Genomic DNA, 26,855 nt, shown 5'->3' with positions numbered 1-26,855 from the left:
CCGCACCCCGCCGTGGCGGTCAGGACGTCAGATAGGCCTCCACCTCGCTGAACTGGGCCGCCGGCCAGCCCGTGTTGGCGGTGACGTGGAGCCTCAGATAGCGCAGGTCGGTGTTCTGGGGCAGGCTGAGGGTGACGGCGTTGCTCTGCGCCGGGTCGAAGCGGTAGCCCTGCGAGCCGACCACCGTGGAGTACGACGAGCCGTCGGTGCTGCCGAGCACGGACAGGGTCTGGGTGCGGGCCTGCCACGCCGAGGAGGGCGGCAGCTTCAGCACGACCCGGCGCACCGCCTGGCGGGAGCCGAGGTCCACCGTCCACGACTGGGGGAAGGCGTTGTTGGCGGACTCCCAGTAGGTGTTCGCGTCGCCGTCCACCGCCTTGCCGGGGGTGTAGACGTCCTGCGATCCCGTCGCCGTGGCCGGCCGGCCCTTGAGGAGGTTGCGGGCGGGGTCCGGGTCGGGGTTGCCCTGCCCCGGCTGCGGCCAGGTGGAGCAGTCCGACCAGGTGCCGCTCCAGCCGGAGTTTCCGCCGCCGTCGGTGAGAGCGAAGGAGCCGGAACCGGCCGGGTAGGGGCAGTTGTAGACGCCCGCCACGCCGACGCCGGTGGCCGCGACATCGCTGAGCTTCGCCGCGCCCTGCGCCTCGGCCTGGACGACGACGGTTCCGGTGTTCCTCACGGTCGCACCGGTCACGTTGACGTTCTTGACCGCGTAGCCGTGGCCGCCGCCGGAGACGAACTCGAACGCGCTGTATGGGCTGTTCGTGATGGTCGTGTTGGTAATGTTGACGGTGGCGTTGATGGCGCTGTCGTAGGAGTCGACGCGAAGGGCCCCCATCGGGTGGTTCCAGTTGGGGTTCATGGCGCCGGTGCGCACCAGCGTGTTTCCGTCGACCGTGATCGTGCCGGAGAGAGAGTGGAAGGGGTCGAGGAACTTCTGGTTCGAGATGGCGATCCCGCTGCCGAGGGCGTTGGTGTCGGAGATCAGGTTGTTCTTGACAGCGATGTCGGTGCCGCCGTAGATCGCGATGCCGTTGGCGAGGTTCGGTTGCGAGATGGTGTTGTTCTCGAAGCTGCTGTCGGTGTCCGGCGCATTCAGCGACCACATGGCGAGCGCGTCGTCGCCCTGGTTGCGCAGGAAGTTGTCGCGGACGCGCACGCCCTTGGCACTGCCGTTGAGGTTGAGCCCGTCGGCGGTGGTGTCGAGGATGCGGTTGTGTTCGACGACGAGATTGTCGTTGTTGCCCATCAGCCAGAGGCCCACCTTCAGGTGCTGGAGCCACATGCCCGACACGCTGGAGTTCGGGCCGAGTGAGCCGTTGACGAAGTTGTCGGGGTTGGAGTCGACGCGCTCGGTGACCTCCCCGATGACCGCGAAGTCCTTGATGTGGACGTTGCCGGACGAGCTGGACTGGTCGATGAAGCGCGAGGTGTGCACGGTGGAGTACCAGTGCCCGGCGCCCCGCAGGGTGACGTTCTGGACGCCGCTCAGGGAGGAGGTCAGCTTGTAGTCGCCCGGTGGGATCCAGACCACGCCGCCCTGGGCGGAGGCGATGGCGTCGCGGAACGCCTGCGTGGAGTCGCCCTGCCCGGTCGGGTCGGCGCCCTTCGAGGTGACGGAGACCGATCCCGCGGGCTGCGTGGCGGCCGGCTCCGCCTGCTCGAAGTCGACCACGTCGACGGTGGCCTGGACGTTGGTCGCCTCGAACGCGATCTTGTCGCCGGCCTGGACGCTCTGGCCGAGCACAAGCCGGGCGTTGTCGTAGAAGTGGTGGGTCTTCGCCCCGGCGATCCAGCCGGTGTCCACGTACGAGTACTTGGAGGTGACCGCCAGGGTCTTCGCCAGCTTGGTTCCGTTGACGTACACGTTGAGCGTGCCGGACTGGCCGTCCGGCACGCTGTAGGAGACGGTCACGGCGTTGGCCGCGCGGGGTGCGGTGAATTCGACGCGCTGGCCGGAGGCGAGACGGACGGCCTGGCGGCCGGATGCCTCGGAGGCGAGGGTCCCCTGGGTGTAGTCGGGGCCGATCTTGGTGCCGGTGGTGGTGGCCGACTCGGCCTCGACCGAGGTGAAGGGGAGGGCGGCGCCCGCGGCGGCGTGCGCGGCGGTGGGGGGCAGGACGAGCAGCATGCCGGCCGCCAGGGCCACGGTTGCGCCGATCGCCGGCATCCGCCTGACCGATCCGAAGGTATTGCTGCGCATGAGCTGATCCCTTCGTGTGGGGGGTGTGGGGTGAGAAGGAAGCACGGTGCGGTGGCGGCTCAGGCGAGCAGCCAGGCCGCGGTGTCCCGCGGCAGGCGGCCACGGTCGTCCAGTGGTCCGCTGACCAGCAGGGAGCGGGAGTGGTCGGGCAGCCGGGCGGGCGTGTCCGCGAGGTTCACCACGCATATGAGCCCGTCCGCGCCGGCGAAGGCGAGGACGTCATCGGGGGCGGGGAGCCAGGTGAGCGGGGTGTCGCCGGAGCCGGACGTGGCGCGGCGGATACGGAGGGCATCCCGGTAGAGGCTGAGCATCGAGCCGGGGTCCTGCGCCTGGCGGTCGGCCGCGTAACCGGGCCAGTCGGCGGGCTGCGGCAGCCAGGGTTCCACGCGGGAGCCGAAACCGGCGTACGGCGCCTCGGCCGCCCACGGCAGCGGCACCCGGCAGCCGTCCCGGCCCGGGTCGGTGCCGCCGGAGCGGAAGTGCATCGGGTCCTGGACGCGGTCGCGGGGGATGTCCGCCTCGGGAAGGCCGAGCTCCTCGCCCTGGTAGACGTAGACGGCGCCGGGCAGGGCCAGCGACAACAGGGCGGCGGCCCGCGCCCGCCGGGTGCCGAGAGCGAGGTCGGCGGGGGTGCCGAAGGCCTTGGTGGCGAAGTCGAAGGAGGTGTCCTCGCGGCCGTAGCGGGTGACCGTGCGGGTCACATCGTGATTGCACAGCACCCAGGTGGCGGGCGCGCCCACCGGAGCGTGCTGGGCCAGCGTCTCGTCGATCGACGCCCGCAGGCGCCGGGCGTCCCAGGGACAGGCCAGAAAGGAGAAGTTGAAGGCGGTGTGCAGCTCGTCGGGGCGCAGATAGCGGGTGAAGCGTTCGGTGTCCGGCAGCCACACCTCGCCGACGAAGATCCCGCCGTATGCGTCGGCCACCGTCCGCCAGGAACGGTAGATGTCGTGCAGTTCGTCGCGGTCGACGTAAGGGTGCCGGTCACGACCCTCGACGAAGTCGGGCAGGCGGGGGTCCTTCACGAGCAGGGCGGCCGAGTCGACGCGGACCCCCGCGACGCCCCGCTCGAACCAGAAGCGCAGGATGTCCTCGTGTTCCCGGCGGACGGCCGGATGGCTCCAGTTGAGGTCGGGCTGCTCGGGGGCGAACAGATGCAGATACCAGCCACCGTCGGGCAGCCGGCTCCACGCCGGACCGCCGAACTGTGATCGCCAGTCGTTGGGCGGCAGCTCACCGTGGTCGCCGCGGCCCGGCCGGAAGTGGAACAGCTCGCGCTCGGGACCGCCTGCGAGAGCGGCGCGGAACCAGGGGTGCTGGTCGGAGACGTGATTGGGCACGATGTCGATGATCGTGCGGATGCCCAGATCCCGTGCCTCGGCGATGAGCTTCTCCGCCTCGGCCAGGGTGCCGAAGGCCGGGTCGATGGCGCGGTAGTCGGCGACGTCGTAGCCGCCGTCCTTCAGCGGCGACAGATACCAGGGCGTGAACCACAGTGCGTCGACGCCGAGTTCGGCGAGGTACGGCAGCCTGGCGCGGACGCCCGCGAGGTCGCCGGTGCCGTCGCCGTCGCCGTCGGCAAAGCTGCGCACGTACACCTGATAGATGACCGCGGAACGCCACCAGTCGCGGTCCGTCCGGGCAGGGGTGGGCTGTGCCACGGCGGTGCCTTTCTTCTCGAGGGGGTGGGAGCCGGTCCTTCGCGCTGCGGGCGGGGTCAGCCCTTTGTGCTGCCCGCGCTGATCCCGGCGATGATGTGCCGTTGGAAGACGAGGAACAGCGCGACCATCGGGATGCTGGCGATGACCATCGCGGCGATGAGCACGGTCAGCTGGATGTTCTGGGACAGCTGCACCAGTGCCACGCTGATCGGCTGCTTGTCCGGGTCGGAGAAGACCATCAGCGGCCACAGGAAGTCCTGCCACACCGCGACCAGAGCGAAGATGGACACCACGCCGAGCACGGGACGCGACATGGGCAGCACGACCGACCACAGGGTGCGCAGCTTTCCGGCGCCGTCGATCTCGGCGGCCTCCAGCACATCGCGCGGGATCTGGTCGAAGAAGCGCTTGAGGAGATACAGGTTGAAGGCGTTGGCGACCGCCGGAAGCCAGATGGCCAGCGGGTCGTTGAGCAGGCTGGTGTGGAGCAGCGGCAGGTCGGCGACCGTCAGGTACTTCGGTACGACCAGTGCTTGGGCCGGGACCATCAAGGTGGCGAGGATGCCGCCGAGGATCACCTTGCCGAAGGCGGGCTTCAGCTTGGACAGGGCGTAGGCGGCGGCCGTGCAGAACACCAGCTGGAACAGCCAGGCACCGGCCGCCTGGACCACCGTGTTCCACAGGTGGGTCGGCAGCTGCATGAGCTCCCAGGCGTCGGTGTAGCCGCTGACGCGCCAGTGGGACGGGACGAGGGTGGGCGGGGTCCGGGCCACCTCGTCCGGTGACTTCGCGGCCCCGGTCACCATCCAGTACACGGGGAACAGGAAGGCGAGCGCGAACAGCACGACGACACCGGTGAAGACGGTCCAGTAGACGGCCTTGCCGCGGGGGCGGGCCAGGGTCGCGGGGGAGACGAGGGTCCGGGTGCTCATGCGTCCACCTCCCCGGATCGGGTCAGTCGCAGATAGAGGGCGGAGAAGAGCCCGAGCAGCACCAGGAGCATGACGCTCAGCGCACAGGCGCCGCCGAAGTCGTTGTAGAGGAAGGCGTACTTATAGATGAGGTACAGAACGGTGACCGTGGCGTCCTCCGGGCCCCCGCCGGTGATCACGAAGGGCTCGGTGAACACCTGCATCGTCGCGATGATCTGCAACAGCATCAGCATGAGGATGACGAACCGGGTCTGCGGAACGGTCACATGCCGGATGCGCTGCCACAGATTCGCGCCGTCCAGCTCGGCGGCCTCGTACAGCTCACCGGGGATGGACTGGAGCGCCGCCAGATAGATCAGGACCGTGCCGCCCATGTTGGCCCAGGTGGCGACGGCGACCAGGGATATCAGGGCGGTGTCGGCGCCGTTGGTCCAGTTCGAGGTGGGCAGGTGCAGAAAGCGGAGCGCCTCGTTGGCCAGGCCGGCGCCGGGGTCGTAGAACCACTTCCACAGCAGGGCGGTGACCACCGGCGGAATCATCACCGGCAGATAGACCACGACCCGGAAGAACGCCTTCGCGTGCCGGAGTTCGTTCAGCACCAGCGCCAGTACGAACGGGATCGCGAAGCCGATGAGCAGGGCGAGCAGGGTGAAGGTGAGTGTGTTGCGCCAGGCGGCACCGAACTCGGGATCGTGCAGGACGCGGGTGAAGTTGGCGGTGCCGACCCACTCGGGCGAGGAGCCCGGTGTGTACTTCTGGAAGGCGATGACCACCGCGCGGATCGCCGGATACCAGGAGAAGAGAGCGAAGCAGAGCAGGCCGCCGAGGAGGAAGGCGTAGGCGCGGGCCTGGTCGTGCAGGCGCCGCCGCCCCCGGCCCGCCACCGGGGGCGGCGCCTTGACGGGCCGTACGGCGATCGCGTCGGCGGGGCGCCGGGCCACGGTCCTGGTCATCGGTGTCAGCTCCGCGACAGGATGCTGTCGATCTTGCCGGAGGCGCCCTCGAGGAGCGCGTCGATGTCGGCGTCCTTCTTGGTCAGGACCGCGGAGACGGCTCCGTCGAGGACGGAGTAGATCTGCTGGGCCTTCGGCGGCTCGATCTTCATCCGCAGGTCCTGGTTGCCGTCGAGGAAGGCCCGGTAGTTCTCCACGGGGACATTGGCGTTGGCCGTCTTGACCTGCTGGTCCTTGGCGTCGGCGGCGCCGGTGAACAGCCGCGGCTCGGGCAGGCCGACGGGGGCGTCGCGCTTCTTGGCGCGGGCGTAGTCGCCGAGGAAGCCCTTGCCCGGCGTGAGGAACATGTGGTCGAGCCACTTCAGACCCGCTCGGATCTGGGCGGGGGAGTCCCCCTTGTGGAACATGTAGCCGTCGCCGCCGATGAGCGTGCCCTTGCCACCGGGCATGGGGGCGATGGCGAGGTCCTTGTAGTTGCCGCCCTTCTCCTTGACCAGGATCGGGATGTTGTCGGGCGCGGCGAGGTACATACCGAGCTTGCCGGAGCCCATCAGCTGCTGGACGTCGTTGAGGATGAGGAGCTGCTTGCTGCCCATGGAGTCGTCCACCCAGCGCATATCGTGCAGGTTCTGGAGGACGGCGCGCCCCTCGGGGGTGTCGATGGTCGCCTTCTTGCCGTCGGGGCTGACGACGTCGCCGCCCTGGGAGTACAGCTCCGCCGTGAAGTGCCAGCCGCCCTGGTTCTGCGCGCTGTAGTCCGCGTAGCCGACGGTTCCGCCGCCCAGCTCCGCGATCTTCTTGGCGTCGGCGCGGACCTCCTGCCAGGTCGTCGGCGGCTTGTCGGGGTCGAGGCCGGCCTTCTCGAAGAGCTTGCGGTTGTAGATCAGGCCCATCGAGTAGCCGGTGCGCGGGATGCCGTAGACCTTGCCGTCGACCGTGTAGATGTCGCGCAGTTCCTTCCGGATGGTGTCGTAGCTCTTCAGCTCCTTGAGGTACGGGGTGAGGTCGGCGGCCTGACCGATGTCGACGACGTGCTTGGCGTCGGTGAAGTAGGTGTAGAAGACGTTCTCCATCTGGCCGCCGGCGAGCTTGGCGTCGAACGTCTTCGGGTCCTGGCAGGGGAACGCGTCATGCGCGACAACATCGATGTCCGGGTTCTGCTTTTCGAAGGAGGCGACGTCCTCAGCGAACAACTCGTGGTCGACCTTGGCGCTCTTGGGCGGCATGCAGTTGACGGTGATACGCGTCTTTCCGCTCGCCGCGTCGTTGTCCGAGCCGCATGCGGTGAGGGCAAGGGAGCAGACACTCAGCACGATGAGGCGACGACGGAACCCGGTGCTTCTCATGGTGGACCCCTCTGGACAGGAGCAGGGAAGCCCCACGCCGGTGGGCGGAGCGCACACAGCCGTGGGTGCGCCGCACACTCAAGCACCGTCGACATCATGCTGCAAGATGTCGCGCAGAAACTGAAAACAATCGACAGGTCTTACAGGCGTTCGAGTCCGGGTCGAGTTCACCCGCGCGGGGCTTGCGCGGTGGAGGCGCGCACCACCAGTTCGGGCTCGAACAGCAACTCCTCGGCCTGTACGGCCAATCCGCTGATCTGCGCGTTCAACAGCTCCACCGCCGCCCTGCCCATGGCCTCGATGGGCTGGCGCACGGTCGTGAGCGGCGGCTCGGTGCAGCTCATGAGCGCGGAGTCGTCGTAGCCGATGACGGATATCTGCGACGGCACGCCGAGCCCCTTGCGGCGCGCGGCCCTGATGGCCCCGAGAGCCAGCGGGTCGCTGGCGCAGACGATGCCCGTGACCCCCCGGTCGATCAGCCGGGAGGCCGCGGCCTGGCCGCCCTCGATCGAGAAGATGGCCCGGGCGACGAACTCGTCCGGCAGATCATCGGCGACGGCTCGGGCGGCGGCCAGCTTGCGGGCCGACGGCATGTGGTCGCCGGGCCCGAGCACGAGCCCGATCCGCTTGTGGCCGAGGGAGGTCAGATGGCGCCAGGCCTGCTCCACCGCCACGGCGTCGTCGCAGGAGACGCCCGGGAAGCCGAGCTGCTCGATGGCCGCGTTGACCAGCACCACCGGAATGTTGCGGTCGGCGAGCAGCCGGTAGTGGCCGTGCTCCGCGTCGGCCTGCGCGTACAGGCCGCCGGCGAACACTACGCCGGAGACCTGCTGTTGCAGCAGCAGCGTCACGTAGTCGGCCTCGGAGACCCCGCCCTTGGTCTGGGTGCACAGCACCGGAGTCAGGCCCATCTGGGCCAGGGCCCCGCCGATGACCTCGGCGAACGCCGGGAAAATGGGGTTCTGCAGCTCGGGCAGGACCAGTCCGACCAGGCGGGCGCGGTCGCCGCGCAGCTGCGTGGGCCGCTCGTAGCCGAGGACGTCCAGGGCGGCCAGCACGGACTGCCGGGTGGCTTCGGACACTCCGGGCTTGCCGTTGAGCACCCGGCTGACCGTGGCCTCGCTGACCCCCACCTTTTTCGCCACTTCAGCAAGTCGTCGCGTCATACACGCAAGAGTATCGCAAGTTATGCAAGTCGCTTGCGTAAATGCTCCATGGACTGCCTCACAGGGACTTTCGACTTGTTCGGGACAAAGTATGGACGGTTCGAGATGTTGTTCGTACGCTGGGCGTCGCTTTCGTACGGACGTCTGCGTGCATCACGGCGGAATGCCGCTGCACCACCCGTACGTGGACGAGCTCCACTCCATGGCCGCGGTCCGCCGTCGGCCGCTCCGCCTAGCGCCCAGCAGGAGGAAGAGTGACGCCACGCAAGTACCCGAGCCTCCGTAGCCATCGCCGTAGACCACGAAGAATCACCGGCCTGCTCCTCGCGGCCCTTTTCGCCGGCGGTCTCGCGACACCGGCCGCCGAAGCGGACGAAAAGCCCTTCGGGGACCTGCCGCCCCAGGAACCCGGCGTCACCCTCCGCGTCTTCGATATCCAGTCCCCGCTGAGCAAGCTCTGCGACCTCAAGCCGGCCCAGACCCCCAACGTCGACAAGCTGATCCCCAACGTCGACTGGTCCTCCACCGAGGGCTTCGGTTTCACCGACAACTTCGTGTCGCAGATCATCGGCAACATCAACATCCCCACCGACGGCACGTACACGTTCCGCCTGATCAGCGACGACGGTTCCCGACTGCTCATCGGCGACAGAAGGGTCATCAACCACGACGGACTGCACGGTGCCGAGCCCAAGGACGGCGAAGTCGCCCTTACGCCCGGCTACCACGCCCTGCGCATCGACCACTTCGACCGCGGTGGCGAGCAGCAGGTCACCCTCCAGTGGAAGCCGCCGGGCGCCGACGACTTCACCCTCGTCCCGAACTCCGTGCTCAGCACCGACGCCGGCGTCGTCCGTGTCACCGCCCCCGGCCGCAAGGAGTGCGAGGGCAACTATGACACCCCCGGCGACGGCCTCCCGCTGACCTCGGTCAACCCCGGCTACACCCTCACCGATCTGCGTCCCGAGGGCTTCGAGCCGCAGGTCTCCGCGATGGACTGGCTGCCGGGCGGCAAGCTCGCCGTGACGACGTGGGGCGGCAGTACCAAGACGGAGGGAGAGGTGTACGTCCTCGACCATGTCACGGGTGACACCGGCCCGGAGAAGGTCACGTACAAGAAGATCGCCGGCGGGCTGAAGGAGCCGATGGGGATCAAGTACGTCGACGGAAAGCTCTACGTCTCGGAGAAGCACCAGCTCACCGAATTGTCCGACATCGAGGGCGACAACACCGCGGACGAGATCCGCAAGGTCGCGGAATGGCCGTACGGAGGGAACTTCCACGAGTTCGCCTTCGGACTGCTCTACGAGAAGGGGAACTTCTATCTGAACCTCTCGGTGGCCATCAACTACGGCGGCGCGACCACCGATCCACAGCCCGCCGCGAACCGCGGCGCCACCATCAAGGTGAACAAGAAGACCGGAAAGGTGAGTTACCTGGCCGGCGGCCTCCGTACCCCGAACGGGATCGGACGGGGCCCCGAGGGCGATCTCTTCGTCACCGACAATCAGGGCGGCTGGCTGCCCGCCTCCAAGCTGCTCCACGTCAAGCAGGACCGCTTCTTCAACCACTACACCAACCCGGACGGCCCGTTCGACGACCGCCAGGTCACCAAGCCCGTGCTCTGGCTGCCGCAGAACGAGATCGCCAACTCGCCCAGCACCCCGATGCTGTTGAAGAAGGGACCCTTCGCCGGGCAGATGCTCTTCGGCGACGTCACCTACGGCGGAATCCAGCGCGCCGACCTGGAGAAGATAGACGGCGAATACCAGGGCGCGGTGTTCCGGCACACCCAGGGCCTGGAGGCCGGCATCACCCGGATCAGCACCGGACCGGACGGTGCGATCTACGCCGGCGGTCTCGGCGCCGACGGAAACTGGGGCCAAGAAGGCAAACTCCGCTTCGGCCTGCAAAAACTCACCCCGAACGGCACGACCGCCTTCGACATCAAGACCATGCGCGCCACCCGCGACGGCTTCGAACTCACCTATACCAAGCCCCTGTCGGCCGAGACCGCCGCCAAGCTGACGAACGGCGCCTACTCCGTCGAGCAGTGGCGCTACGTCCCCACCCCGGCGTACGGCGGCCCCAAGGTCGACGAAGAGACTCTTCCCGTCGCAGCCGCCCGACTGTCCGCCGACCGTCGCACGGTCCGGCTCACCATCCCCGGCCTCAAGACCGACCGGGTGGTGCACGTACGCTCACCGCGCCCCTTCGCCTCGGACACCGGTGACCAACTCTGGTCCACCGAGGCCTGGTACACGCTGAACGCACGCCCCGGCCCCGAGCAGCCCGTCACCTCGTACGACGCGGAATCGGCACGCCTGGCGGGCGGAGCCGGCATCGACACCGAGCACGCCGGCTACACCGGCGGCGGCTTCGTCGACGGCTTCGGCACCCCGGGCGCCATGGCCACCTTCGAGGTCGACGCACCCGCGAAGGGCAGCTACGACGTGGGACTGCGCTACGCCAACGGCCCCCACCCCTTCACCGGCACCAAGACCTTGGGCATCACCGTCAACGGCGGGCAGGCGCAACAGACCAGCCTCCCCTTCACCGGCGCCTGGAACCGCTGGTCCACCAAGACCGAGCGGCTCTCCCTGCGCAAGGGTCGTAACACCATCGCCTATACCTATCGATCCGAGGACACGGGCCACGTCAACCTCGACATGATCGAGGTGCGCAGACCCGGCAGCCGGATCGACCTGTTCTCCGGCGGGAGCGTCTCCACCGCCTGGCAGCACACCGACGGACGCAGCGTCGAATGGCCGCACTCCGCCGAGGACTCCATCGAGGTGTGCTGCGGCGACATCCGCACCAAACAGGCTTTCGGTGACTTCAGGCTGCACGCCGAATTCCGGGTGCCGAAGCTGCCGGACGATGTCACCGGGCAGGACCGCGGGAACAGCGGCATCTACCTCCAGGAGCGGTACGAGATCCAGATCCTGGACTCCTTCGGAGTGGAGAAACTCGCCCCGAACGACGCCGCGTCCATCTACAACAAAAAGGCCGCCGACCTGAACGCCGCCACCGCACCGGAAACCTGGCAGACGTACGACATCGATTTCCGCGCGGCCCGTTTCGACACCGAGGGCCGGAAGACCGATGACGCCAGGATCACCGTGGTGTGGAACGGCAGGAAGGTCCACGACAACGTGGCAGTAGACGGCCCGACCGGCGGCGGCGACGCCGAATCGGCGGCGACGGGCGCAATCCGGCTCCAGGACCACGGCAACAAGGTCCGCTTCAGGAACCTCTGGATCGAACCGCTGGACTGACAGCCACGAAAAGAACTGTCCCGGGCCGGTGAACACCGTGCGTGAGAACGCACGGATTCGTCGGACCCGGGACAACTGGGCTCATGATTCTCTGCGTTCTCTCCCGTCAGGCCCGAGAGGTCACACGCGCAGCGCCCACAGTGTGCCGCTGTCGTCGAGGAACACGACCGAGTCGCCGCTCGCGGCAGGCTCGCTCATGACCGTGCTGTCGAACTGGCCTGTCCAGAGCGTGCGGCCGTGTTCCACTCCCACGATTCGCACGCTGGTCCAGCGCTGGAACACTCGTTCCTGCCCTGTCCCGGAGAGCAGGGCGTATTCGCCGGTGGTCCGCACTCTCTGAGTATCGGCGTGCCACCGTTTTGTGCCGTCGTCGGCGGCCAGGCACACCGGTCCCGATGCCGTGGGGAGGACGAACCCGCCCGCCACGCTGGTCGTCCCCTGTTCCTTCAGGCCGACCTCTTGGTACGTACTGCCGTAGGTCCAGATCTGCTCGCCGGTGAGTCCGTTCAGTGCGGTCGGTTTCCGGCGGGACCCCGCGGCCAGCGGAAGGAACACCGTGGTGTCCGACACCAATTCATCGAGCGGCTGGAAGGCCCCGGTGCTGAAGGTATCCGGTTTGGTCGTCTGGAACGGGCTCCGCCACATCACCTCACCTGTGTCCGCCTTGCGGCAGACGAGGTCGACGGGGGCGGTCCTGCCGTCCTCGTAACAGAGCAGGCCCTCACCCAGGGGCTGCGCCAGGTCGCCCTGCGGCTGGAAGTTGGAGCGGGTCCACAGCCGCTTGCCCGTCTTGCCGAGTACCGCGATTCCGCCGCGGCAGAGGATCAGGTCGCCGGCCAGGATCCATGTGGCGTCGTAGGGGGAGGACACGTTGGTCGCCCATCGCTGGCTGCCGGTGCGCGGATCGATTCCGATCACGTAACCGTCCTCACCGGTGATCAGCAGGCCGCTGGGCCGGTGCACATCCAGCCTCATGCCGCTGTTGGAGACCGAATGCTGCCACCGGCGATCCCCGGTGGCAGCGTCGAAGGCGTGCACCTGTCCGCCCTTGTTATCGGAGTCCCGGGTCAGGGCGAGCAGCGTGCCGCCGACGACCGTGAAGCGTGTTTCCCGGGACCAGGCCGCGTTGAGGGACGTTTTCCACAGACGCTTACCGGTGGCAAGGTCGAAGGTGTGGAGCGCGGCGGTCTCCTTGTAGTAGTGACCGGCGGCCACATGACACCGGCCGTCGGACAGGACGACGTCCGGCCCGTCGGAGTTGATCAGGTCGACGTCTGCGATCTTCTGCGACCAGGCGACCGGGTCCCGCTCGGGGTCGCCGGTCAGGTACATCACCGCCGCCCCTCCGGCGACCGTGACCGCGGCGACACCCGCGCCCCCCAGGAGCAGGCTGCGCCGGCTCATGCCTGTCCCACCGGACGGCCCGGTGGGCGCCTGAACCGTAGCTGCCGCCGCGAGATCGTCGGACACGGAGGCAGCCGCGGGCGGTGAGCCCGCCCCGTGCTCCTCCCGGACGGCGACCGTGGGGGTGTAGCGAACCGCGGGTACGGCCTGCCGCACACCACCGAGGCGCCGCAGCTCGTCGGCGAGCGCGGCGGCCGATTCGTATCGCTCGCGCGGGTCCTTGGCCAGCAGCCGACCGACCAGACGGTCCCATGGAGCCGAGACGCCGGGCACGAGGCTGCTCGGCACGGGCGGCGGATCGTGAAGGTGCGCCGTGATATAGCCGAGGGTGTCCGGGGCGTCGAACGGCATCCGCCCGGTGAGCAGTTCGAACAGCACACACCCGAGGGAGTACAGGTCGCTGCGCTGCTCGGGGCGCCCGCGTGCCTGCTCCGGTGCCATGTACGCGGCCGTGCCCACCATGAACCCGGTGTGGGTCAGCCGGTCACCGGTAGCCGAGGCGTCGGCGGCGCGGGCGATCCCGAAGTCGAGCACCTTCAGGCCACCCGAGGCCGCGACGAACAGATTCGCGGGCTTGATGTCGCGGTGGAGGATGCCGGCGGCATGCGCCTCACCCAGCGCGTCGCACGCCTGCGCCCCCCACCGCGCCACCTCCTCCTCGCCGAGTGGTCCGCGCCGGACAACGGCGTCCAGGCCCTCGCCCCGGAGCAGTTCCATCACGAGGAACGGCGTCGTGCCCTGGCCGGTGGTCGCCTCACCGAGGTCGTGGACGGTCACGATATGGGGATGCTGAAGCGCGGCGGTGATCCGTGCCTCCCGCAGAAACCGGGCGCGCGCCTCGTCGGCCCGACTGCCGCCACCCGCAAGGACCGAGATCACCTTGACCGCGACCGGCCGCCGGAGACTGGCGTCCTGCGCCTCCCACACCTCCCCCATCCCGCCGTGCCCCAGCGGACGCACCAGGCGGTAGCGGTCAGCGAGTATCAGATCCCGGTCGTCCACAGCCCCACGTCCCCCGGCGGTATGCGGTTTTCACTCGGCAGCGATGATCGTAGACCGTGCCCCCGATGACACAGGACCCGGGCGACAGCAGACATCGCCCGTCCGCTCTCGCGCAGGAGCTCACGGGGTCACCGGCCCAGTGCTCCTTGCGGTACCCCAGTCACTTCCCGAGCCGCTTCGCTGCGGCGGCGCGCCGGGCGAACACCTTGTCCTGGGAAGTAGGGGCCGGGGACGGACAGGCACCCTTCGGCTTCCTCCATCAGGCGGCGGTCGCGGACGAACTGGGCAAGCTGCGCCCGTCGCCGCTTTCGCGAAGCAGGCTCAGGCCATCGCCGGAGGCGGCGGGGCCAGGATCAGCGGCCATTCCTCCCCGGAGTGGAGGCCGGCCACAATCTGCTGGGGCGTCGCCTCGGCCGGGGCCGTCAGTACAGCCGTCGGATCGAGTGCCTGTTCATACTGGCGTCCGGCGACACGAGTACTCACCCGCAGAAGCCGGACCGCGTCTGGTTCGACAAGCGAGCGTTCAGGGAAGCCGGCTGCGTCGATCTCCAGCATTTTGAGTACAGCCGGGTAGACCACGATGTCAACGGTCAGGACTTCCCCTTGCAAGCGCCGCTCGGCCCAGCCGTCTGTCCGGACCAGCATGAAACTGCCGTCGCCCTCGTACGCGCACGAGAGGAGTTCACCGACAGCGCGTTCCTCCGGTGTCCCCTCCGGATCTACCACCACGGCGACTACGACCGCTTCCGGGGCGTCCGGGTCCATTCCGCTGCGCAGCCAAACCTGTGCCACTTGTGAGTCCCTGCTTCCCGTCGACGCCTCGAGGTATCGACTGTGTCCGCGGCCGCCGTCTTCGAGGGAACCGACCACGCTATCCAAGCACCGTCTCGGAATCGCCCTCGGTGCCGTACGGGATCCGGCGATGAATGTCCTCGAGCAGGTCCCGCATCGCCATGTGAAAAATCTCGGCCTGATGTTCGCCGATGAAGGAGGTGTGCCCGAACACCTCCAGGACGACCAGGCCGTGCAGGTGGCCCCATGCGCCGAGGAGGAGAGCGCTCGCAGGAGGCGGCAGGGTTTCCGGGCCGTGCGGAAACAGGGGTTCCAGATGCTCCTGGAGTGCCGACGACAGCCCCCGGGTGTCGGCTGCGGCCAATTGCGCCGTGGTGAAACCGTCGAACATCTCGCGCTGGAATACCGCGCACATCCGGTGCATCGCCTGAGTGGTCGGGCCATCGTGGGGCGCCGCGTAATGACGCAACGGCGCTCCGTACAGCAGCTGGAATCGCTCGACGTGGGTGATGGCCCACCGGCGATAGCCCTCGGCGGCGGCCAGGAACCGCAGCGCAGCCGACTCGTCCGCCGCTGTGTCGGCAGCTGCCGACACAGCATCGGCCAGGTCCTCGTACGCCTTGGTGACGAGAACTGTGACGAGGGCGTCCCGGTTCGGAAAGTAGTGGTAGAGCCCCTGGACTGTCATGCCGAGGTTGCGGGCGACCCCTCTCAGGGAAAGGGCGTGCGGCCCGTGCTCGGCGATGTAACTCTCGGCGGCCTCCACGATCTCCTGGGTGGCGACCGCTCGGCGTCGCTGGCGCAGGGTTGGCACGGCCGTCGTATGCGCGTCTGCGGACATGCGGCGATCCTACGACGGCTGATCCGACGGGGCATCAGAGAGCCATAGCGGGTCAAATTTTCTCACAGGTGTCAGGTAAATCTCCTACTGCTCAAACACCGGCTGTCTTACTAGCGTCGATCTCGGCGACGAAGAGCGCGGCACCGCACGCCCCCTGACGGGGTGGGCTGACGGGGTGGCAGGGACTCTGCGGTGCATTGAGCCGACTCCTGCCCGGCCGACGCCCCTCGCCTATCGCATAAGGCATTGAAGGAGATCATCCGTGTTCGAACGTATAGCCGAACTGGCGATTCGCCGGTCCCGGCTGGTGCTTATTTTCGCCGTCCTGGCCTTAGCTCTCATGAGCGCGGTAGGTGCGGGCGCCTTCGACAAGCTGAAGGGGGGCGGCTTCGACGACCCCGCCTCCCCGTCCACCCGAGCAGCGGAGGTCATCGACGAGAAGTTCGGCGGCGAGACCAACCTCGTCCTGCTGGTCCGCTCGTCCGACGGCCGCATCGACACCTCCATCTCCCGAAAAAGCGGCCAAGACCTGCTGGCCGACCTCGGGAAGGACAAGCGGCTCAGCAACGTCGTCTCGTACTGGGAGACGAACAGCCCCGACCTGCGCTCCAAGGACGGCCGCGAAGCCATGGTGCTCGCCCATGTGAGAGGCGACACCACGGAGCAGCGGGAAAACGCGAAGGAGATCCTCGACACCTACAGCGGCACCTACAAGAACACCCTCACCGTCCAGGCCGGAGGAGGCGCCGCCGTAGGTGCCGACCTGTCGAACCAGGTGGTCGAGGATCTGATCCTCGCCGAAGCGATCGCCATACCGCTGACCCTCGTACTGCTCATGATCGTCTTCGGCAGTGTGGTCGCGGCCCTGCTGCCGCTTGCCATCGCGATCTTCGCCATCATGGGCTCGTTCGCCCAGCTCTTCCTGTTCGGCAGCGTCACCGATGTCGCCGACACCGCGACCAACCTCACCACCGCACTGGGCCTCGGACTGGGCATCGACTACGCCCTCCTGATGGTCAGCCGTTTCCGGGAGCAGCTCGCGGCCGGGGCGAGCGTGGACGACGCCGTCCGGCGCACGGTGCACACCGCGGGCCGCACCGTCGCCTTCTCCGCCGCGACAGTCGCGGCAGCCCTGGCGTCGCTCCTGGTGTTCCCGCACTACTTCCTGCGCTCGATGGGCTTCACCGGAGTCGGTGTCGTCGCCATCGCCGCGCTGAGCACCCTGTTCGTGATGCCTGCCCTGCTGAAGGTTCTGGGGCACCGGGTCAACAGCGGGCGGCTGCCGTGGGCGAAGTCGCAGCGCTCCGACGCCCGGGAACCCCTGTGGGGACGGCTGGCGCGTACCGTCATGCGGCGGCCCGCGCTCACAGCACTGCCCGTCCTCGCCGTGCTGCTGTTCGCGGCGAGCCCGCTGCTGAACATCACCTTCGGCACACCGGACGAACGCGTGCTGCCCAAGGACGCCGAGAGCCGCCAGGTCTCGGAGACACTGTGGAAGAACTTCGGCGGCAGTGAGGACTCGGCCCTCCATATCGTCATCGGCCAGTCGGTGGACAAGGCCCCGTTGGCGTCGTACGCAGGCCAACTGTCCGCGCTCGAGGGCGTCGAGCGTGTCGAGACCAGCACGGGAACCTACACCAAGGGACAGCCCGCGGCGACCGGCCCGGCCAACTCCGCCCTCGGTCGGCCCGACGCACAGCGGATCAGTGTGGTGAGCAGCCTGACACCGAAGTCGGAAGCGGCCGAGAGCCTGGTCAAGCAGGTGCGCTCGGTCACCCCGCCCCCTGGGACCCACCCCCTGGTCGGGGGGAATGACGCGGTACTCGTCGACGCCAAGGAATCCATCGCCGACAAGCTCCCCCTGGCCGTGACCCTGATCGTCCTCACCACCTTCCTGCTGCTCTTCCTGTTCACCGGCAGCATCGTGCAGCCGCTGCGCGCACTGGCCCTCAACCTGATCAGCCTGGCAGCCACCCTCGGCGTCATGACCTGGATCTTCCAGGACGGCAACCTCTCCTCACCGCTCGGCTTCACCGCGCAGCCGATGGAGATGACGATGACCGTGCTGATGTTCTGCATCGCCTTCGGCCTCTCGATGGACTACGAGGTGTTCGTCACCAGCAGGATCAAGGAACTCCACGACCACGGGGCCGACAACGAGACCGCCGTGGTCAACGGACTGGGCCACACCGGGCGCATCGTCAGCGCGGCCGCCTTCCTGCTCGCGGTGAGCTTCTTCGCCTTCGGCACCGCCAAGATCAGCTTCATGCAGATGTTCGGTCTCGGCAGCGGACTGGCCGTCCTCCTCGACGCCATCGCCGTACGCGGGGTCCTCGTCCCCGCCGCGATGCGTCTGCTCGGGAAGACGGCCTGGTACGCGCCCGGCTTCCTGCGCAGAATCCACATGCGGTACGGCCTCAGCGAAAGCGGCCCCAAGCCGACGTCCACACCCGGACCTGTGACCGTGGCTCCGACACACATGGAGAACTCGACCAGGGTCTGACCAGGCGCGCCGTCCGGGGCGACGTCCCGCACCCTGGTGCCTCCACACCATGGCGCGTGGCCCCGGCCGGCGGCGGCGGGACGCGCGCCGCGATCTGCTCGCGAGCGTGCTCGCAGTCCGCGAAGCTGTACGGGCAGTCGAGGGCGTGCTCGATCAGGTCCTTGGCCGCGCGTGCCCGCTCGATGCGCTGTTCCAGCTCGGTGACGTGGCGGCGTAAGAGGTCCTGGTGATCCATGGGATCCGGCGTGGACATCAGGGTTTTCAGCTCGCGCAGTCCGAGACCGGCCATCACGGATCCGTGGTTCACCGAACGATGGTTCCTGCGTTTCGGTGAGCCCCTCGGCCTGCAAATCGCCGATCTGCCGCCGCTCGCCGCTGTCGTCGTCTGCCTACGCTTTCAGCACGGCCGGTTCCCACCTGTTCTTCGGAGGAGAAATCGCCGAGGCAGCGTCGCTGGAACGGTATCGGGCGGAGCATCCGCGGGTCGATCTGGCCCTGCTGCCGGTCAACGGTCTGCGGCCGCTGTTCGGGCCGCGGCTGGTGATGGGCCCCGCCCACGCGGTCGCGGGGGCGTCCGTGCTCGGAGCGACCACGTTGATCCCGGTCCACGACGCCCACGGGCGCGATCCGCTCTCCGCGCTGTTCCGGCCCACGGGAACCGCCACGGACGCGGTGGCTTTGGCCGGCCCTGGCCTGCGAGTGGTGGACCTCCCGACGGGTGAGCGCTGGGAGCCGGCGCGATGAGCCTGTTCCGGTCCCGACCTGTGCGCCTTGGCCTGGACACCAGGTACCCACGTGCCGACGTGGTGCGCGCCGCGCTCACGGCGACGGCGGCCGGCTGAACGCACCCTCGGGCAGCGGTGCCGCGGGCCGTATCCGCGGCCACAGCGCATCAGGGATGGGCTCGTCGACCCGCCGCGCAGCGAGGCGCACCTGGTCGGGGGAGGCCAGGCCGGCGACCACCGACGCCACCTCCGGCCGCCACAGCGGGAAGCGGAGCGCGGCGTGGGCCAACTCGACGTCCGCGGCCCGGCAGAGCGCGGCGAGCTCGCGGGCGCGGCGCAGCACCGGCTCGGTCACCGGCGCGTAGTCGAAGGTGTCGTCCTCGCCCGGCTCGGTCCGCGCGAGAATGCCGGAGTTGAACGGCGCCGCCGCGAGCACCGACACGCCGCGCTCGGCGCAGCGGCGCAGCAGCGGCTCGCCGGAACGGTCGAGCAGGGTCCAGCGTCCGGCGAGCATCACGGCGTCCACGTCGCAGCGGTCCACGATCTCCGCGAGCGGCTGCCAGTAGTTCATGCCGACGCCGACCGCCGAGACCAGGCCCTCGTCGCGCATCCGCAGCAGCTCCGGCACCGTCTCGGCGATCACCTGCGGGACATTCAGGTCGGGGTCGTGGACGAGGACGATGTCGACGTGGTCGACGCCCAGCCGGGTCAGGCTGTCTTCGAGGCTGCGCCTGACCCCGGCGGGGGAGTAGTCGAGCCGCCGCCGCAGCGTGTCCGGCACGGCGAACCCCGAGTCGAGATCCGTGCCACGCGGATCGTCGTTGGGGACGAGGAGCCGCCCGACCTTCGTCGAGATCACGTACTCGGCGCGGGGCCTGGACGCCAGCGCCTGGCCGAGCCGCCGCTCGGCCAGGCCGAGCCCGTAGTGCGGCGCCGTGTCGAAGTACCGGACGCCGGCCTGCCAGGCCGCGTCGACGGTCGCCTGGGCCTGCTCGTCGTCGACGGCGGCGTACAGGTTCCCGATCGGCGCGCTGCCGAAGCCGAGCTCGGTCACGTGGACGCCGGTCCGTCCGATCCGCCGGCGGTTCACGCGGCGGCCCCGCTGCCAAGAGCGAGCCCGTACCAGCGGTTGGCGGTGCCCCCGTACACGGCGGCCCGGTCCGCGTCGTCGAGCGTCTCCAGCAGCGCCGCCGTGATCGACAGGGTGTGCCCGTAGTCGGCGGCCAGGGTGCACACCGGCCAGTCCGAGCCGAACATCAGCCGCCGAGCGCCGAACTCCTCCAGCAGCGGCCGGGCGTACGGGAGCAGGTGCTCGGCGTCGCGCTGCCCGTCGCCGGCCTCGGTGAGCAGGCCGGAGAACTTCACCGCGACGTTGGGCAGGGCCGCCAGCTCGGCGATGTGCGTCGCCCACGGCTCGATCGCGCCCGCCGCGATGGGCGGCTTGCCCGCGTGGTCGAGGACGAAGGACGTGCCGGCGTGGCGCCGTACCGCCTCGATCGCCGAGGGGAGCTGTGCGGCGGTGACGATCAGGTCGAAGACCAGCCCGCGGTCGCCCAGGACGTCGAGGCCCGCGGCGACGTCCGGGCGCAGCAGCCAGTCTCCCTCCGCCGCGCCGGGCGGTTCGAGCTGAACCTGATGCCGCAGGCCGACCAGGCCGGTGCCGCCCTCGGCCGCGCGCAGCCGGTCCAGGGTGGCGGCGAGGTCGGGGGCGGTGAGTTCGGCCCAGCCGACGACACCGGCAACGCGGGTGTCGTGCGCGTACAGCCGCAGCAGCTCCACGGTCTCGTCCGCCGAGTCCACCGTCTCGACGACCACGGTCGCGTCGATGCCGTGCGCGTCGAGCTGCGGTGCCAGGTCGGTCATGGTGAAGTCGCGGCGCAGTACGGGCAGGTCCCGCGTCCATGGCTGGTCCCGGACCGACAGGTCCCACACGTGGTGGTGCGCGTCGACACGTGGCGGTCCCGCCACGCCTTCGGCGGCTTCAGCGTGGTCCGTCGTCATGGAACACCTCCTCCATCGGCGCCCACCACTCGCCGTCGGCCGCCGAGGTGACCGGCTCCTGGCAGGGATCGGTCAGCTGCCACCACCGCTGCGTCGTCTCGTCTTCGGCGAGCCGCGCCAGATCGGTGTGCAGATCGTCCCCGGTGTACTCGTAGTAGCTGAACAACAGGCCGTCCCGGAGGAAGATCGAGTAATTGCCGATCCGGGCGCGGTGCAGCGCGGCCAGCACGTCCGGCCACACGGCCGCGTGCAGCTCCCGGTACTCCCGCTCCTTCTCCGGCCGCAGCCGGATGACGGTGGCCACCCGTTTCATCAAGGCTCCTTGCTCCTTACGTCGTTCAGGCGACCCGGTGGTCGTCCAGGGCGTCGGGGTTCCAGTCGATTCCGATGCCGGGTACGTCGGGAGGGGCCACGCAGCCGTCCTCGATGGCGAGCGTGCTGTGCGTGATCGCCTGGAGTTGCGGTATGTGCTCCACGAAGATCCCGTTCGGCACGGCCGCGGCAAGGCTGACGTGCAGCTCCATGAGGAAGTGTGGGCTCACCGCGACGTTGAGGGCCTCGGCGGCGTGCGCGACCTTCAGCCAGGGGGTGATCCCGCCGACGCGGGCGACGTCGACCTGGACGATCCCGGCCGCGCCCGCGGCCAGGTAGGCGCCGAACCGCTGGACGGAGTACAGCGACTCGCCGACGGCCACCGGCACGCTGGTGGAGGCGGACAGCCGGCGGTGCCCGGCCAGGTCGTCGGCCGGCAGAGGCTCCTCGAACCAGGCGATGTCGAGCGGCTCGTACGTGCGAGCGCGGCGGATCGCCTCGGCGGCCGTGAAGGCCTGGTTCGCGTCGACCATCACCTCCAGCTCCGGGCCCACGGCCGCGCGGACGGCCGCGAGCCGCTCGGCGTCCTCGGCCGGCGACTCCTTGCCCACCTTGATCTTCACGCCGCGCAGCCCGGCCGCGGCCGACCGCTGCGCGCCTTCCACGACTTCCTCGATCGGCAGATGCAGCCAGCCGCCCTCGGTGTCGTAGACGGGCAGCCGCTCGTGGGCGCCGCCCGCCATCCGCCACAGCGACTCGCCGGTACGGCGACCGCGCAGGTCCCACAGCGCGGTGTCGATAGCGGCGAACGCCAGCGAGGTGATCGCCCCGACGGTCGTCGCCCGGGTCTGGTCGAGCATGTGCCGCCACAGCGCCTCGATGGGCCGGGCGTCCCGCCCCAGCAGCGCCGGGATCAAGTGGTCCCGGATGAGCGACAGGACTGCCCGCCCGCCGGTCCCGATGGTGTAGGAGTACCCGATGCCGGACAGCCCGTCGGACGTGTGGACTGTGACGAGGACCGTCTCCTGCTTGACGAAGGACTGCATCGCGTCGACGCGTACGGCCGCCGGCTCGAGATCCACCAGCTGGACGTCGATGCGTTCGATTCGGGTCATGTGGTGTGCTTCCTGGATCGGGGCACGGTACGGCTCACTTGAGGGCGCCCAGCGTGATGCCGTTCGTGACGTAGCGCTGGAAGATGAGGAAGAGGATGACGATGGGGAACGTCGCGATGGTGAGGCCTGCGAAGAAGGCTCCCTGATCGCTGACGAACTGTCCCTGAAAGGACAGCAGCCCGACTGAGAGCGTGCGGTTCTGCGGGCGGGTCAGCAGGACCACGCCGAACTGCACCTCGCTCCAGACGAAGATCAGCCCGAGCATCGAGACCGAGATGAAGCCGCCCTTGCTGATCGGCAGGACGACGCGCAGCAGCGCGGCGAACTCCCCGCACCCGTCGATCTTGGCCGCCTCGAGCAACTCGCGCGGCACGGCGGCGAACACCGACCGCATGATCAGGGCGATGGTCGGCGTCATGAACGCCGCGTACACCAGCGAGATGCCGAGCACGCTGTTGAGCAGGCGGTACCTGCCGAGGAGTTCGAACGTCGGGATCAGCGCGACGATCAGCGGGATGCTCAGCGCGAGCACCATGATGCGGCTGACCACGCCCGACAGTGCGCGGGTCGCGCGGGCCATGCCGTAGCCGGCCAGGCTGCCGCAGGTCACGCCGATGGCGAGGCTGCACAGCGTGATCAGCAGGCTGTTGCCGATGTACGTCGGCAGCGGTGCCCCGCCGACTGTGCCGCGCCAGGCGGTGGAGTAGTTCGACAGCATCCAGCGACCGCTGAGGCCCAGCGGATGGGCGTAGATGTCGGCCGTCGGATGCAGTGACAGCAACAGCATCGACAGGAACGGGACGATGGTGATCAACGTCCAGACGAGCAGCAGCAGGTATCCGAGGTACCACAGCGGGCCGCGTCGCCGGAGCCGTCGGTGTTGTCGGTGTTCTCGGTGTTCTCGGTGTGCTCGGTGCCGGCGTGCGCCTGCCGCCATGTCGGCCGTCCGGGTCCCGGCGCGCCGAGCCGGTGTCGTCGGGGCCGTCATCGCGCGTCCAGCCGCTGCTGGCGGAACAGTTGCAGGACCACGACGCCGATGACACTGACGATCAGCGTCGTCACGACGGCGGTGGCGGAGCCGTAGCCGTAGTCCTGGTCGATGAACGACTGTTTGTAGACCTGCACCGGCAGGATGCTCGTGGCGTTGCCGGGCCCGCCCCGGGTCATCGCGTAGATGATGCCGAAGGCGTTGAAGGAGAACACCGACATCAGGGTTGTGACCGTGCCGAGCATCGGCACGATGTTCGGCAGTGTGATCCGGAAAAGCCGTCCGGCCTCCGACACGCCATCGAGCGTGGCCGCCTCGTGGACCTCGGGGGAGATGGTGTCCATCGCGCCCAGCAGGATCAGCATCGCGTACCCGGTCTGCGTCCACACCGCGACGAAGATCGTCACGATCAGCGCGCTCGTCGGCGACGCGAGCCAGGTGTGTGCGTCGCCGAGTCCGAGTGAACCGAGCACCGTGTTCACCACGCCGGTGGAGGGCTGGAACGAGTTGGACCAGAAGACGCCCGCGACGCTGACCGGAACGATCACCGGCAGGAACCAGATGGTCTTGAAGAAGCGGGCGCCGGGGACCTTCCGGTTGATCGCGTTGGCGAGCAACGTCGCGATCACCACGGTGCAGACCACGGTGCCGACGAAGAACACCAGGCTGGTCACGATCGACTGCCGGACCAGCGAGTCGTTGATGAGCCGCCGGTAGTTGGCCAGCCCGCGGTAGGTGACGGATCCGATGCCGTCCCATGAGCCGAGGCTGATGTGCACCGACTCCGCGACCGGGTAGGCGATGAGCAGGGTCATCAGCACCAGCGCCGGTGCGATGATCAGAATCGGGAACTTCTGTGCCTTTTCGCGCGGCCCGCGGGCGGTGGCGCGGGCGGCAACTGGAGGGATCTCCTGGGCGGCCATCAGTCCGTCGCCCCGGAGACCTTGCCGGACTGTAGGTTCTCCAGCCCGGTCTGGAACTCCTGGGCTGCCTGCTGCGGGGTCAGCTTGCCGGAGACGAGCTTCTGCAGCACCGGCACCGCGAACGACTGGCCGAGCGTGGACGGCACGGTCGAGTCCCAGATGTTGACCACTCCGACGGACTTGGACAGCTCGAACTGCTGCTGCACCAGGTCGCCCAGGTTCGACAGGCTCGACGGCTTGATCGAGGTGAACACCGGCAGGGAGCCGCTGGCGGCGACCACGCTGACCTGGTACTTGTCGGTCATGAAGAACTTGAGGAACTTCTTGGCCAGCCCCGGGTTCGCCGCCTTGGCCGGGATGACGAGGGTGTCGCCGTTGAAGGCGTTGAACGGCGTCTTGCGGCCCTCCGTGAGCGGCGGCAGCAGGAACCAGCCCATGTCGAACGACGGCTTGGCGGCCTTCAGGTCCGCGTAGCTGTAGTTGCCGCCCTGGAGCATCGAGAGCCTGCCGCTGGTGAACAGCGCTTGGGCCTGTGTGGTGTCCATGCCGAGCATCCCCTTCTGGAAGATGCCCTTCTTCTGCCAGTCCCGGATGGTGTGCAGTACCTTCACGAAGCCCGCGTCGGTGTACTTGACGTTCGTCGGCGACCCCGGCTTGAAGTTCGTGAGCATGGCCTGGTAGTCGCTCTCCGACACCGCGGTGGGCAGCAGCGCGTCGAGCGTGTGCCCCAGGTCGTACGGGCTCGACCCACCGACGCCGAGGCCCTCGTACCCTGCGGCCTTCAACTTGGCCACCATGGACTCGAACTCGGCGACGGAGGCAACCTGGTGATCGGCAGGGTCGGGGACGCCGGCCTTGGCGAACGCCGCCTTGTTGTAATAGATCGGGGCGATCAGCAGTTCCTCGTAGAGAACGCCGTAGTGATGCCCGTTGGTCGTGTAGTAGTCGGTCTGGCTCTTGGCGTACTTGTCCGCCAGACCAGCGGCGTTCCACACATCATCAATCGGGGTGAGCTGCTTGTTCTTCAGCAGCGCCGACCAGACGCCGGTACTGCGCTGGAGGTAGCCGATGTCCGGGGTGGCGGTCGAGCTGAGCAGGGCCACGTTCGGGCCGCGGGAGCTGTTGGAGTCGACGCTCTCGAAGGTGACCTTGGTGCCTGGGTTGGCCTTCTCGAAGTCCTTGCCGACCTGTTGCATCCGGTCGGCCATCGGCCCCGCGGGTATCTGTATGCGCAGCGACTTGCCGTCGCCGGAGGAAGCGCCCGGACCGGTGCCGCACGCCGAGACGATGCTCGCGGCCGCGAGCAGGACGACGGCGCGCCTGGCCGCCTTGGAAGTGTTAAAGGCCCGCACGTGACTCGTCTTTCCGGGAGTTGGACAGTTCGATGGCAATGACATCGATGAGGGCGCCGGTCGGTGGCGGCACGGTGATCAAGAGCTCGCCGAGGGGCTCGTCCTCGGCGCCGTTGGCCTTGTGCACTTCCTCATTGACGGAGTACTCCAGAGGCTGCTCGGTGCCGAGCATGCGCACGCCGGCCACCGAGCCGATCGGCACGTTGCGCACGACGAGGAGGTCCTGCGGCTGGAGCAGCAGGTGCAGGTAGATGGTGTCGCCGTGCTGGGTGGCGGGGCCGTGGAAGTCGAGGCGTTCGGACGCCGGCCCGGCGCCGAAGAGGCTCTCGCCGTGGCTGGCGAGCCAGGCCCCGAGCCGCTTGAGTACGGCCACCTCGGTCGGCACAAGCGACCCGTCACCGCGCGGCCCGATGTTGAGCAGGAGATTGCCGCCGCGCGAGACGACCTCGCTGAGGTAGCCGGCGAGCAGGCGCGGGCTCTTGTAGTCCAGGTCGTCGGGCCGGTACGCCCAGCTGTCGCTCATGGTGAGGCACAGCTCCCACGGCCCGCCCGGCGGACGGCGCGGCATGCCCTGCTCGGGAGTGGCGTAGTCGCCCTGGCCCGGCAGCCGGTCGTTGATGATCACTTCCGGCTGTAGCGACTTGATCAGCTCGCGCAGCTCGGCGGCGTGCCACTCCTCCGCGGTGCGTTCCCACTCCCCGTCGAACCAGAGCAGGTCGATCGTCCCGTACCGGGTGAGCAGCTCGGTGAGCTGTCCCTTGACGTAGTCGATGTAGCGCGCCCACCGCTCCGGCGACGGCCGGCGGTACCGGTCGTGCGGATAGGGGCGGTCGGCGTCGGTGAAAGCCGGGTAGTCCGGATGGTTCCAGTCCAGCAGCGAGTAGTAGACGCCGACCCGAAGGCCCTCGGCGCGCAGCGCGTCGAAGAACTCGCGGGTGATGTCACGTCCGTACGGTGATGCCGCGATGGAGAAGTCCGAGTGTTCGGTGTGGTACATCGAGTAGCCGGCGTGGTGCCGGACGGTGAAGACGACATAGCGCGCACCCGCGGCGCGGGCGAGGCGGGCGACCGCCCGCGGATCCCAGTGGTGCGGATCGAAGGTCGCGGCGGTCGACTGGTACTGCGCGACCGTGATGTCGGCTTCAGGCTCGGTACGGCCCGGCAGGATCGAATGGCCGACCAGCGGCCAGCCGATCTCCACGCCTTGCTGACTGGCGTGGTCCCAGTGGACGAAGAGCCCGAAGGCCGCTTCACCGAACCAGTCGGGGATTGACATGAGGGCACCCTCCGAATCGAGAGGATCTTGATCCCGGATCGGATACGATACGATTCTGATTGAGGATGCAGGTGTTCCGATCAGGCGT

Annotated in this window: 21 protein-coding genes; 4 read left to right on the top strand and 17 right to left on the bottom strand. The window is 68.7% G+C overall.

The window, feature by feature from the left end; translation table 11 throughout:
- Positions 1 to 19 precede the first annotated feature (19 nt).
- The 6 genes from ACZ4WQ_RS11545 to ACZ4WQ_RS11520 form a co-directional block, all read right to left on the bottom strand.
- Entirely contained in the window at positions 20 to 2,200 is a 2,181-nt protein-coding gene (locus ACZ4WQ_RS11545; RefSeq protein WP_398372658.1) for a discoidin domain-containing protein, read from the bottom strand.
- A gap of 59 nt (positions 2,201 to 2,259) precedes the next feature.
- A complete protein-coding gene (locus tag ACZ4WQ_RS11540; protein ID WP_398372660.1) occupies positions 2,260 to 3,858 on the bottom strand; it encodes a glycoside hydrolase family 13 protein in 1,599 nt (532 codons plus the stop codon).
- Between the two features lie 56 nt (positions 3,859 to 3,914).
- A complete protein-coding gene (locus tag ACZ4WQ_RS11535; RefSeq protein WP_358843446.1) occupies positions 3,915 to 4,790 on the bottom strand; it encodes a carbohydrate ABC transporter permease in 876 nt (291 codons plus the stop codon).
- The gene (locus ACZ4WQ_RS11530; RefSeq protein ID WP_398372663.1) at positions 4,787 to 5,743 is read right to left on the bottom strand and encodes a carbohydrate ABC transporter permease; all 957 of its coding nucleotides are present in this window, start codon (positions 5,741 to 5,743) and stop codon (positions 4,787 to 4,789) included. The genes ACZ4WQ_RS11535 and ACZ4WQ_RS11530 overlap by 4 nt, the downstream gene beginning before the upstream one ends.
- Positions 5,744 to 5,748: 5 nt before the next feature.
- Complete coding sequence (locus ACZ4WQ_RS11525; protein ID WP_398372665.1) at positions 5,749 to 7,089, bottom strand: ABC transporter substrate-binding protein; 1,341 nt, start codon at positions 7,087 to 7,089, stop codon at positions 5,749 to 5,751.
- Between the two features lie 167 nt (positions 7,090 to 7,256).
- The gene (locus ACZ4WQ_RS11520; RefSeq protein ID WP_311721560.1) at positions 7,257 to 8,255 is read right to left on the bottom strand and encodes a LacI family DNA-binding transcriptional regulator; all 999 of its coding nucleotides are present in this window, start codon (positions 8,253 to 8,255) and stop codon (positions 7,257 to 7,259) included.
- A gap of 254 nt (positions 8,256 to 8,509) precedes the next feature.
- On the opposite strand from ACZ4WQ_RS11520, the gene ACZ4WQ_RS11515 reads away from it, so the two are divergent.
- Entirely contained in the window at positions 8,510 to 11,533 is a 3,024-nt protein-coding gene (locus tag ACZ4WQ_RS11515) for a 3-keto-alpha-glucoside-1,2-lyase-like domain-containing protein (RefSeq protein ID WP_398372668.1), read from the top strand.
- A 120-nt stretch (positions 11,534 to 11,653) separates the two neighbouring features.
- Here the strand turns inward: ACZ4WQ_RS11515 and ACZ4WQ_RS11510 are convergent, their stop codons facing one another.
- The 3 genes from ACZ4WQ_RS11510 to ACZ4WQ_RS11500 form a co-directional block, all read right to left on the bottom strand.
- Complete coding sequence (locus tag ACZ4WQ_RS11510) at positions 11,654 to 13,939, bottom strand: protein kinase domain-containing protein (protein ID WP_398372670.1); 2,286 nt, start codon at positions 13,937 to 13,939, stop codon at positions 11,654 to 11,656.
- Positions 13,940 to 14,260: 321 nt separating this feature from the next.
- Positions 14,261 to 14,731 (bottom strand): hypothetical protein, encoded by a 471-nt coding sequence (locus tag ACZ4WQ_RS11505; RefSeq protein WP_398372672.1) that lies wholly within the window; start codon positions 14,729 to 14,731, stop codon positions 14,261 to 14,263.
- A gap of 79 nt (positions 14,732 to 14,810) precedes the next feature.
- A complete protein-coding gene (locus ACZ4WQ_RS11500; RefSeq protein WP_398372674.1) occupies positions 14,811 to 15,572 on the bottom strand; it encodes a TetR/AcrR family transcriptional regulator in 762 nt (253 codons plus the stop codon).
- A 262-nt stretch (positions 15,573 to 15,834) separates the two neighbouring features.
- Here ACZ4WQ_RS11500 and ACZ4WQ_RS11495 point away from each other — a divergent pair, with 262 nt between their 5' ends.
- The 3 genes from ACZ4WQ_RS11495 to ACZ4WQ_RS11485 all read left to right on the top strand — a co-directional run bounded on the left by ACZ4WQ_RS11495 (position 15,835) and on the right by ACZ4WQ_RS11485 (position 18,819).
- Entirely contained in the window at positions 15,835 to 18,075 is a 2,241-nt protein-coding gene (locus ACZ4WQ_RS11495; protein WP_398372676.1) for an MMPL family transporter, read from the top strand.
- A gap of 49 nt (positions 18,076 to 18,124) precedes the next feature.
- Positions 18,125 to 18,292: a hypothetical protein gene (locus ACZ4WQ_RS11490; RefSeq protein ID WP_398372678.1), complete on the top strand. Its 168-nt coding sequence runs from the start codon at positions 18,125 to 18,127 to the stop codon at positions 18,290 to 18,292.
- Between the two features lie 113 nt (positions 18,293 to 18,405).
- On the top strand, positions 18,406 to 18,819 hold the full coding sequence (locus tag ACZ4WQ_RS11485) for a hypothetical protein (protein WP_398372680.1): 414 nt from the start codon (positions 18,406 to 18,408) through the stop codon (positions 18,817 to 18,819).
- Positions 18,820 to 18,894: 75 nt separating this feature from the next.
- On the opposite strand, the gene ACZ4WQ_RS11480 is transcribed toward ACZ4WQ_RS11485, so the two are convergent.
- The 8 genes from ACZ4WQ_RS11480 to ACZ4WQ_RS11445 all read right to left on the bottom strand — a co-directional run bounded on the left by ACZ4WQ_RS11480 (position 18,895) and on the right by ACZ4WQ_RS11445 (position 26,767).
- A complete protein-coding gene (locus ACZ4WQ_RS11480; protein ID WP_398372682.1) occupies positions 18,895 to 19,890 on the bottom strand; it encodes an aldo/keto reductase in 996 nt (331 codons plus the stop codon).
- Entirely contained in the window at positions 19,887 to 20,801 is a 915-nt protein-coding gene (locus ACZ4WQ_RS11475; RefSeq protein ID WP_398372684.1) for an amidohydrolase family protein, read from the bottom strand. Before ACZ4WQ_RS11475 ends, ACZ4WQ_RS11480 begins: the two co-directional genes overlap by 4 nt.
- A complete protein-coding gene (locus ACZ4WQ_RS11470; protein WP_311721570.1) occupies positions 20,782 to 21,114 on the bottom strand; it encodes an L-rhamnose mutarotase in 333 nt (110 codons plus the stop codon). Before ACZ4WQ_RS11470 ends, ACZ4WQ_RS11475 begins: the two co-directional genes overlap by 20 nt.
- Before the next feature lie 25 nt (positions 21,115 to 21,139).
- Positions 21,140 to 22,228, bottom strand: coding sequence for a mandelate racemase/muconate lactonizing enzyme family protein (locus ACZ4WQ_RS11465; RefSeq protein WP_311721571.1), 1,089 nt, complete (start codon positions 22,226 to 22,228; stop codon positions 21,140 to 21,142).
- 34 nt (positions 22,229 to 22,262) lie between these two features.
- Positions 22,263 to 23,042, bottom strand: coding sequence for a carbohydrate ABC transporter permease (locus ACZ4WQ_RS11460; RefSeq protein WP_311721572.1), 780 nt, complete (start codon positions 23,040 to 23,042; stop codon positions 22,263 to 22,265).
- Positions 23,043 to 23,212: 170 nt separating this feature from the next.
- Positions 23,213 to 24,139, bottom strand: a complete 927-nt coding sequence (locus ACZ4WQ_RS11455; protein ID WP_311721573.1) for a carbohydrate ABC transporter permease — start codon at positions 24,137 to 24,139, stop codon at positions 23,213 to 23,215.
- Positions 24,139 to 25,491 carry an ABC transporter substrate-binding protein gene (locus ACZ4WQ_RS11450; RefSeq protein ID WP_398372688.1) on the bottom strand — a complete coding sequence of 451 codons (1,353 nt, stop codon included), beginning with the start codon at positions 25,489 to 25,491 and terminating at the stop codon, positions 24,139 to 24,141. Before ACZ4WQ_RS11450 ends, ACZ4WQ_RS11455 begins: the two co-directional genes overlap by 1 nt.
- Positions 25,478 to 26,767, bottom strand: coding sequence for an alpha-L-fucosidase (locus ACZ4WQ_RS11445; protein WP_398372690.1), 1,290 nt, complete (start codon positions 26,765 to 26,767; stop codon positions 25,478 to 25,480). Before ACZ4WQ_RS11445 ends, ACZ4WQ_RS11450 begins: the two co-directional genes overlap by 14 nt.
- Positions 26,768 to 26,855 lie beyond the last annotated feature (88 nt).

The sequence above is a fragment of the Streptomyces sp. NPDC028305 genome, assembly GCF_055569495.1.
The sequence above is the reverse complement of the archived record's forward strand: the minus strand, read 5'-3'. Positions and strand labels throughout refer to the sequence as shown.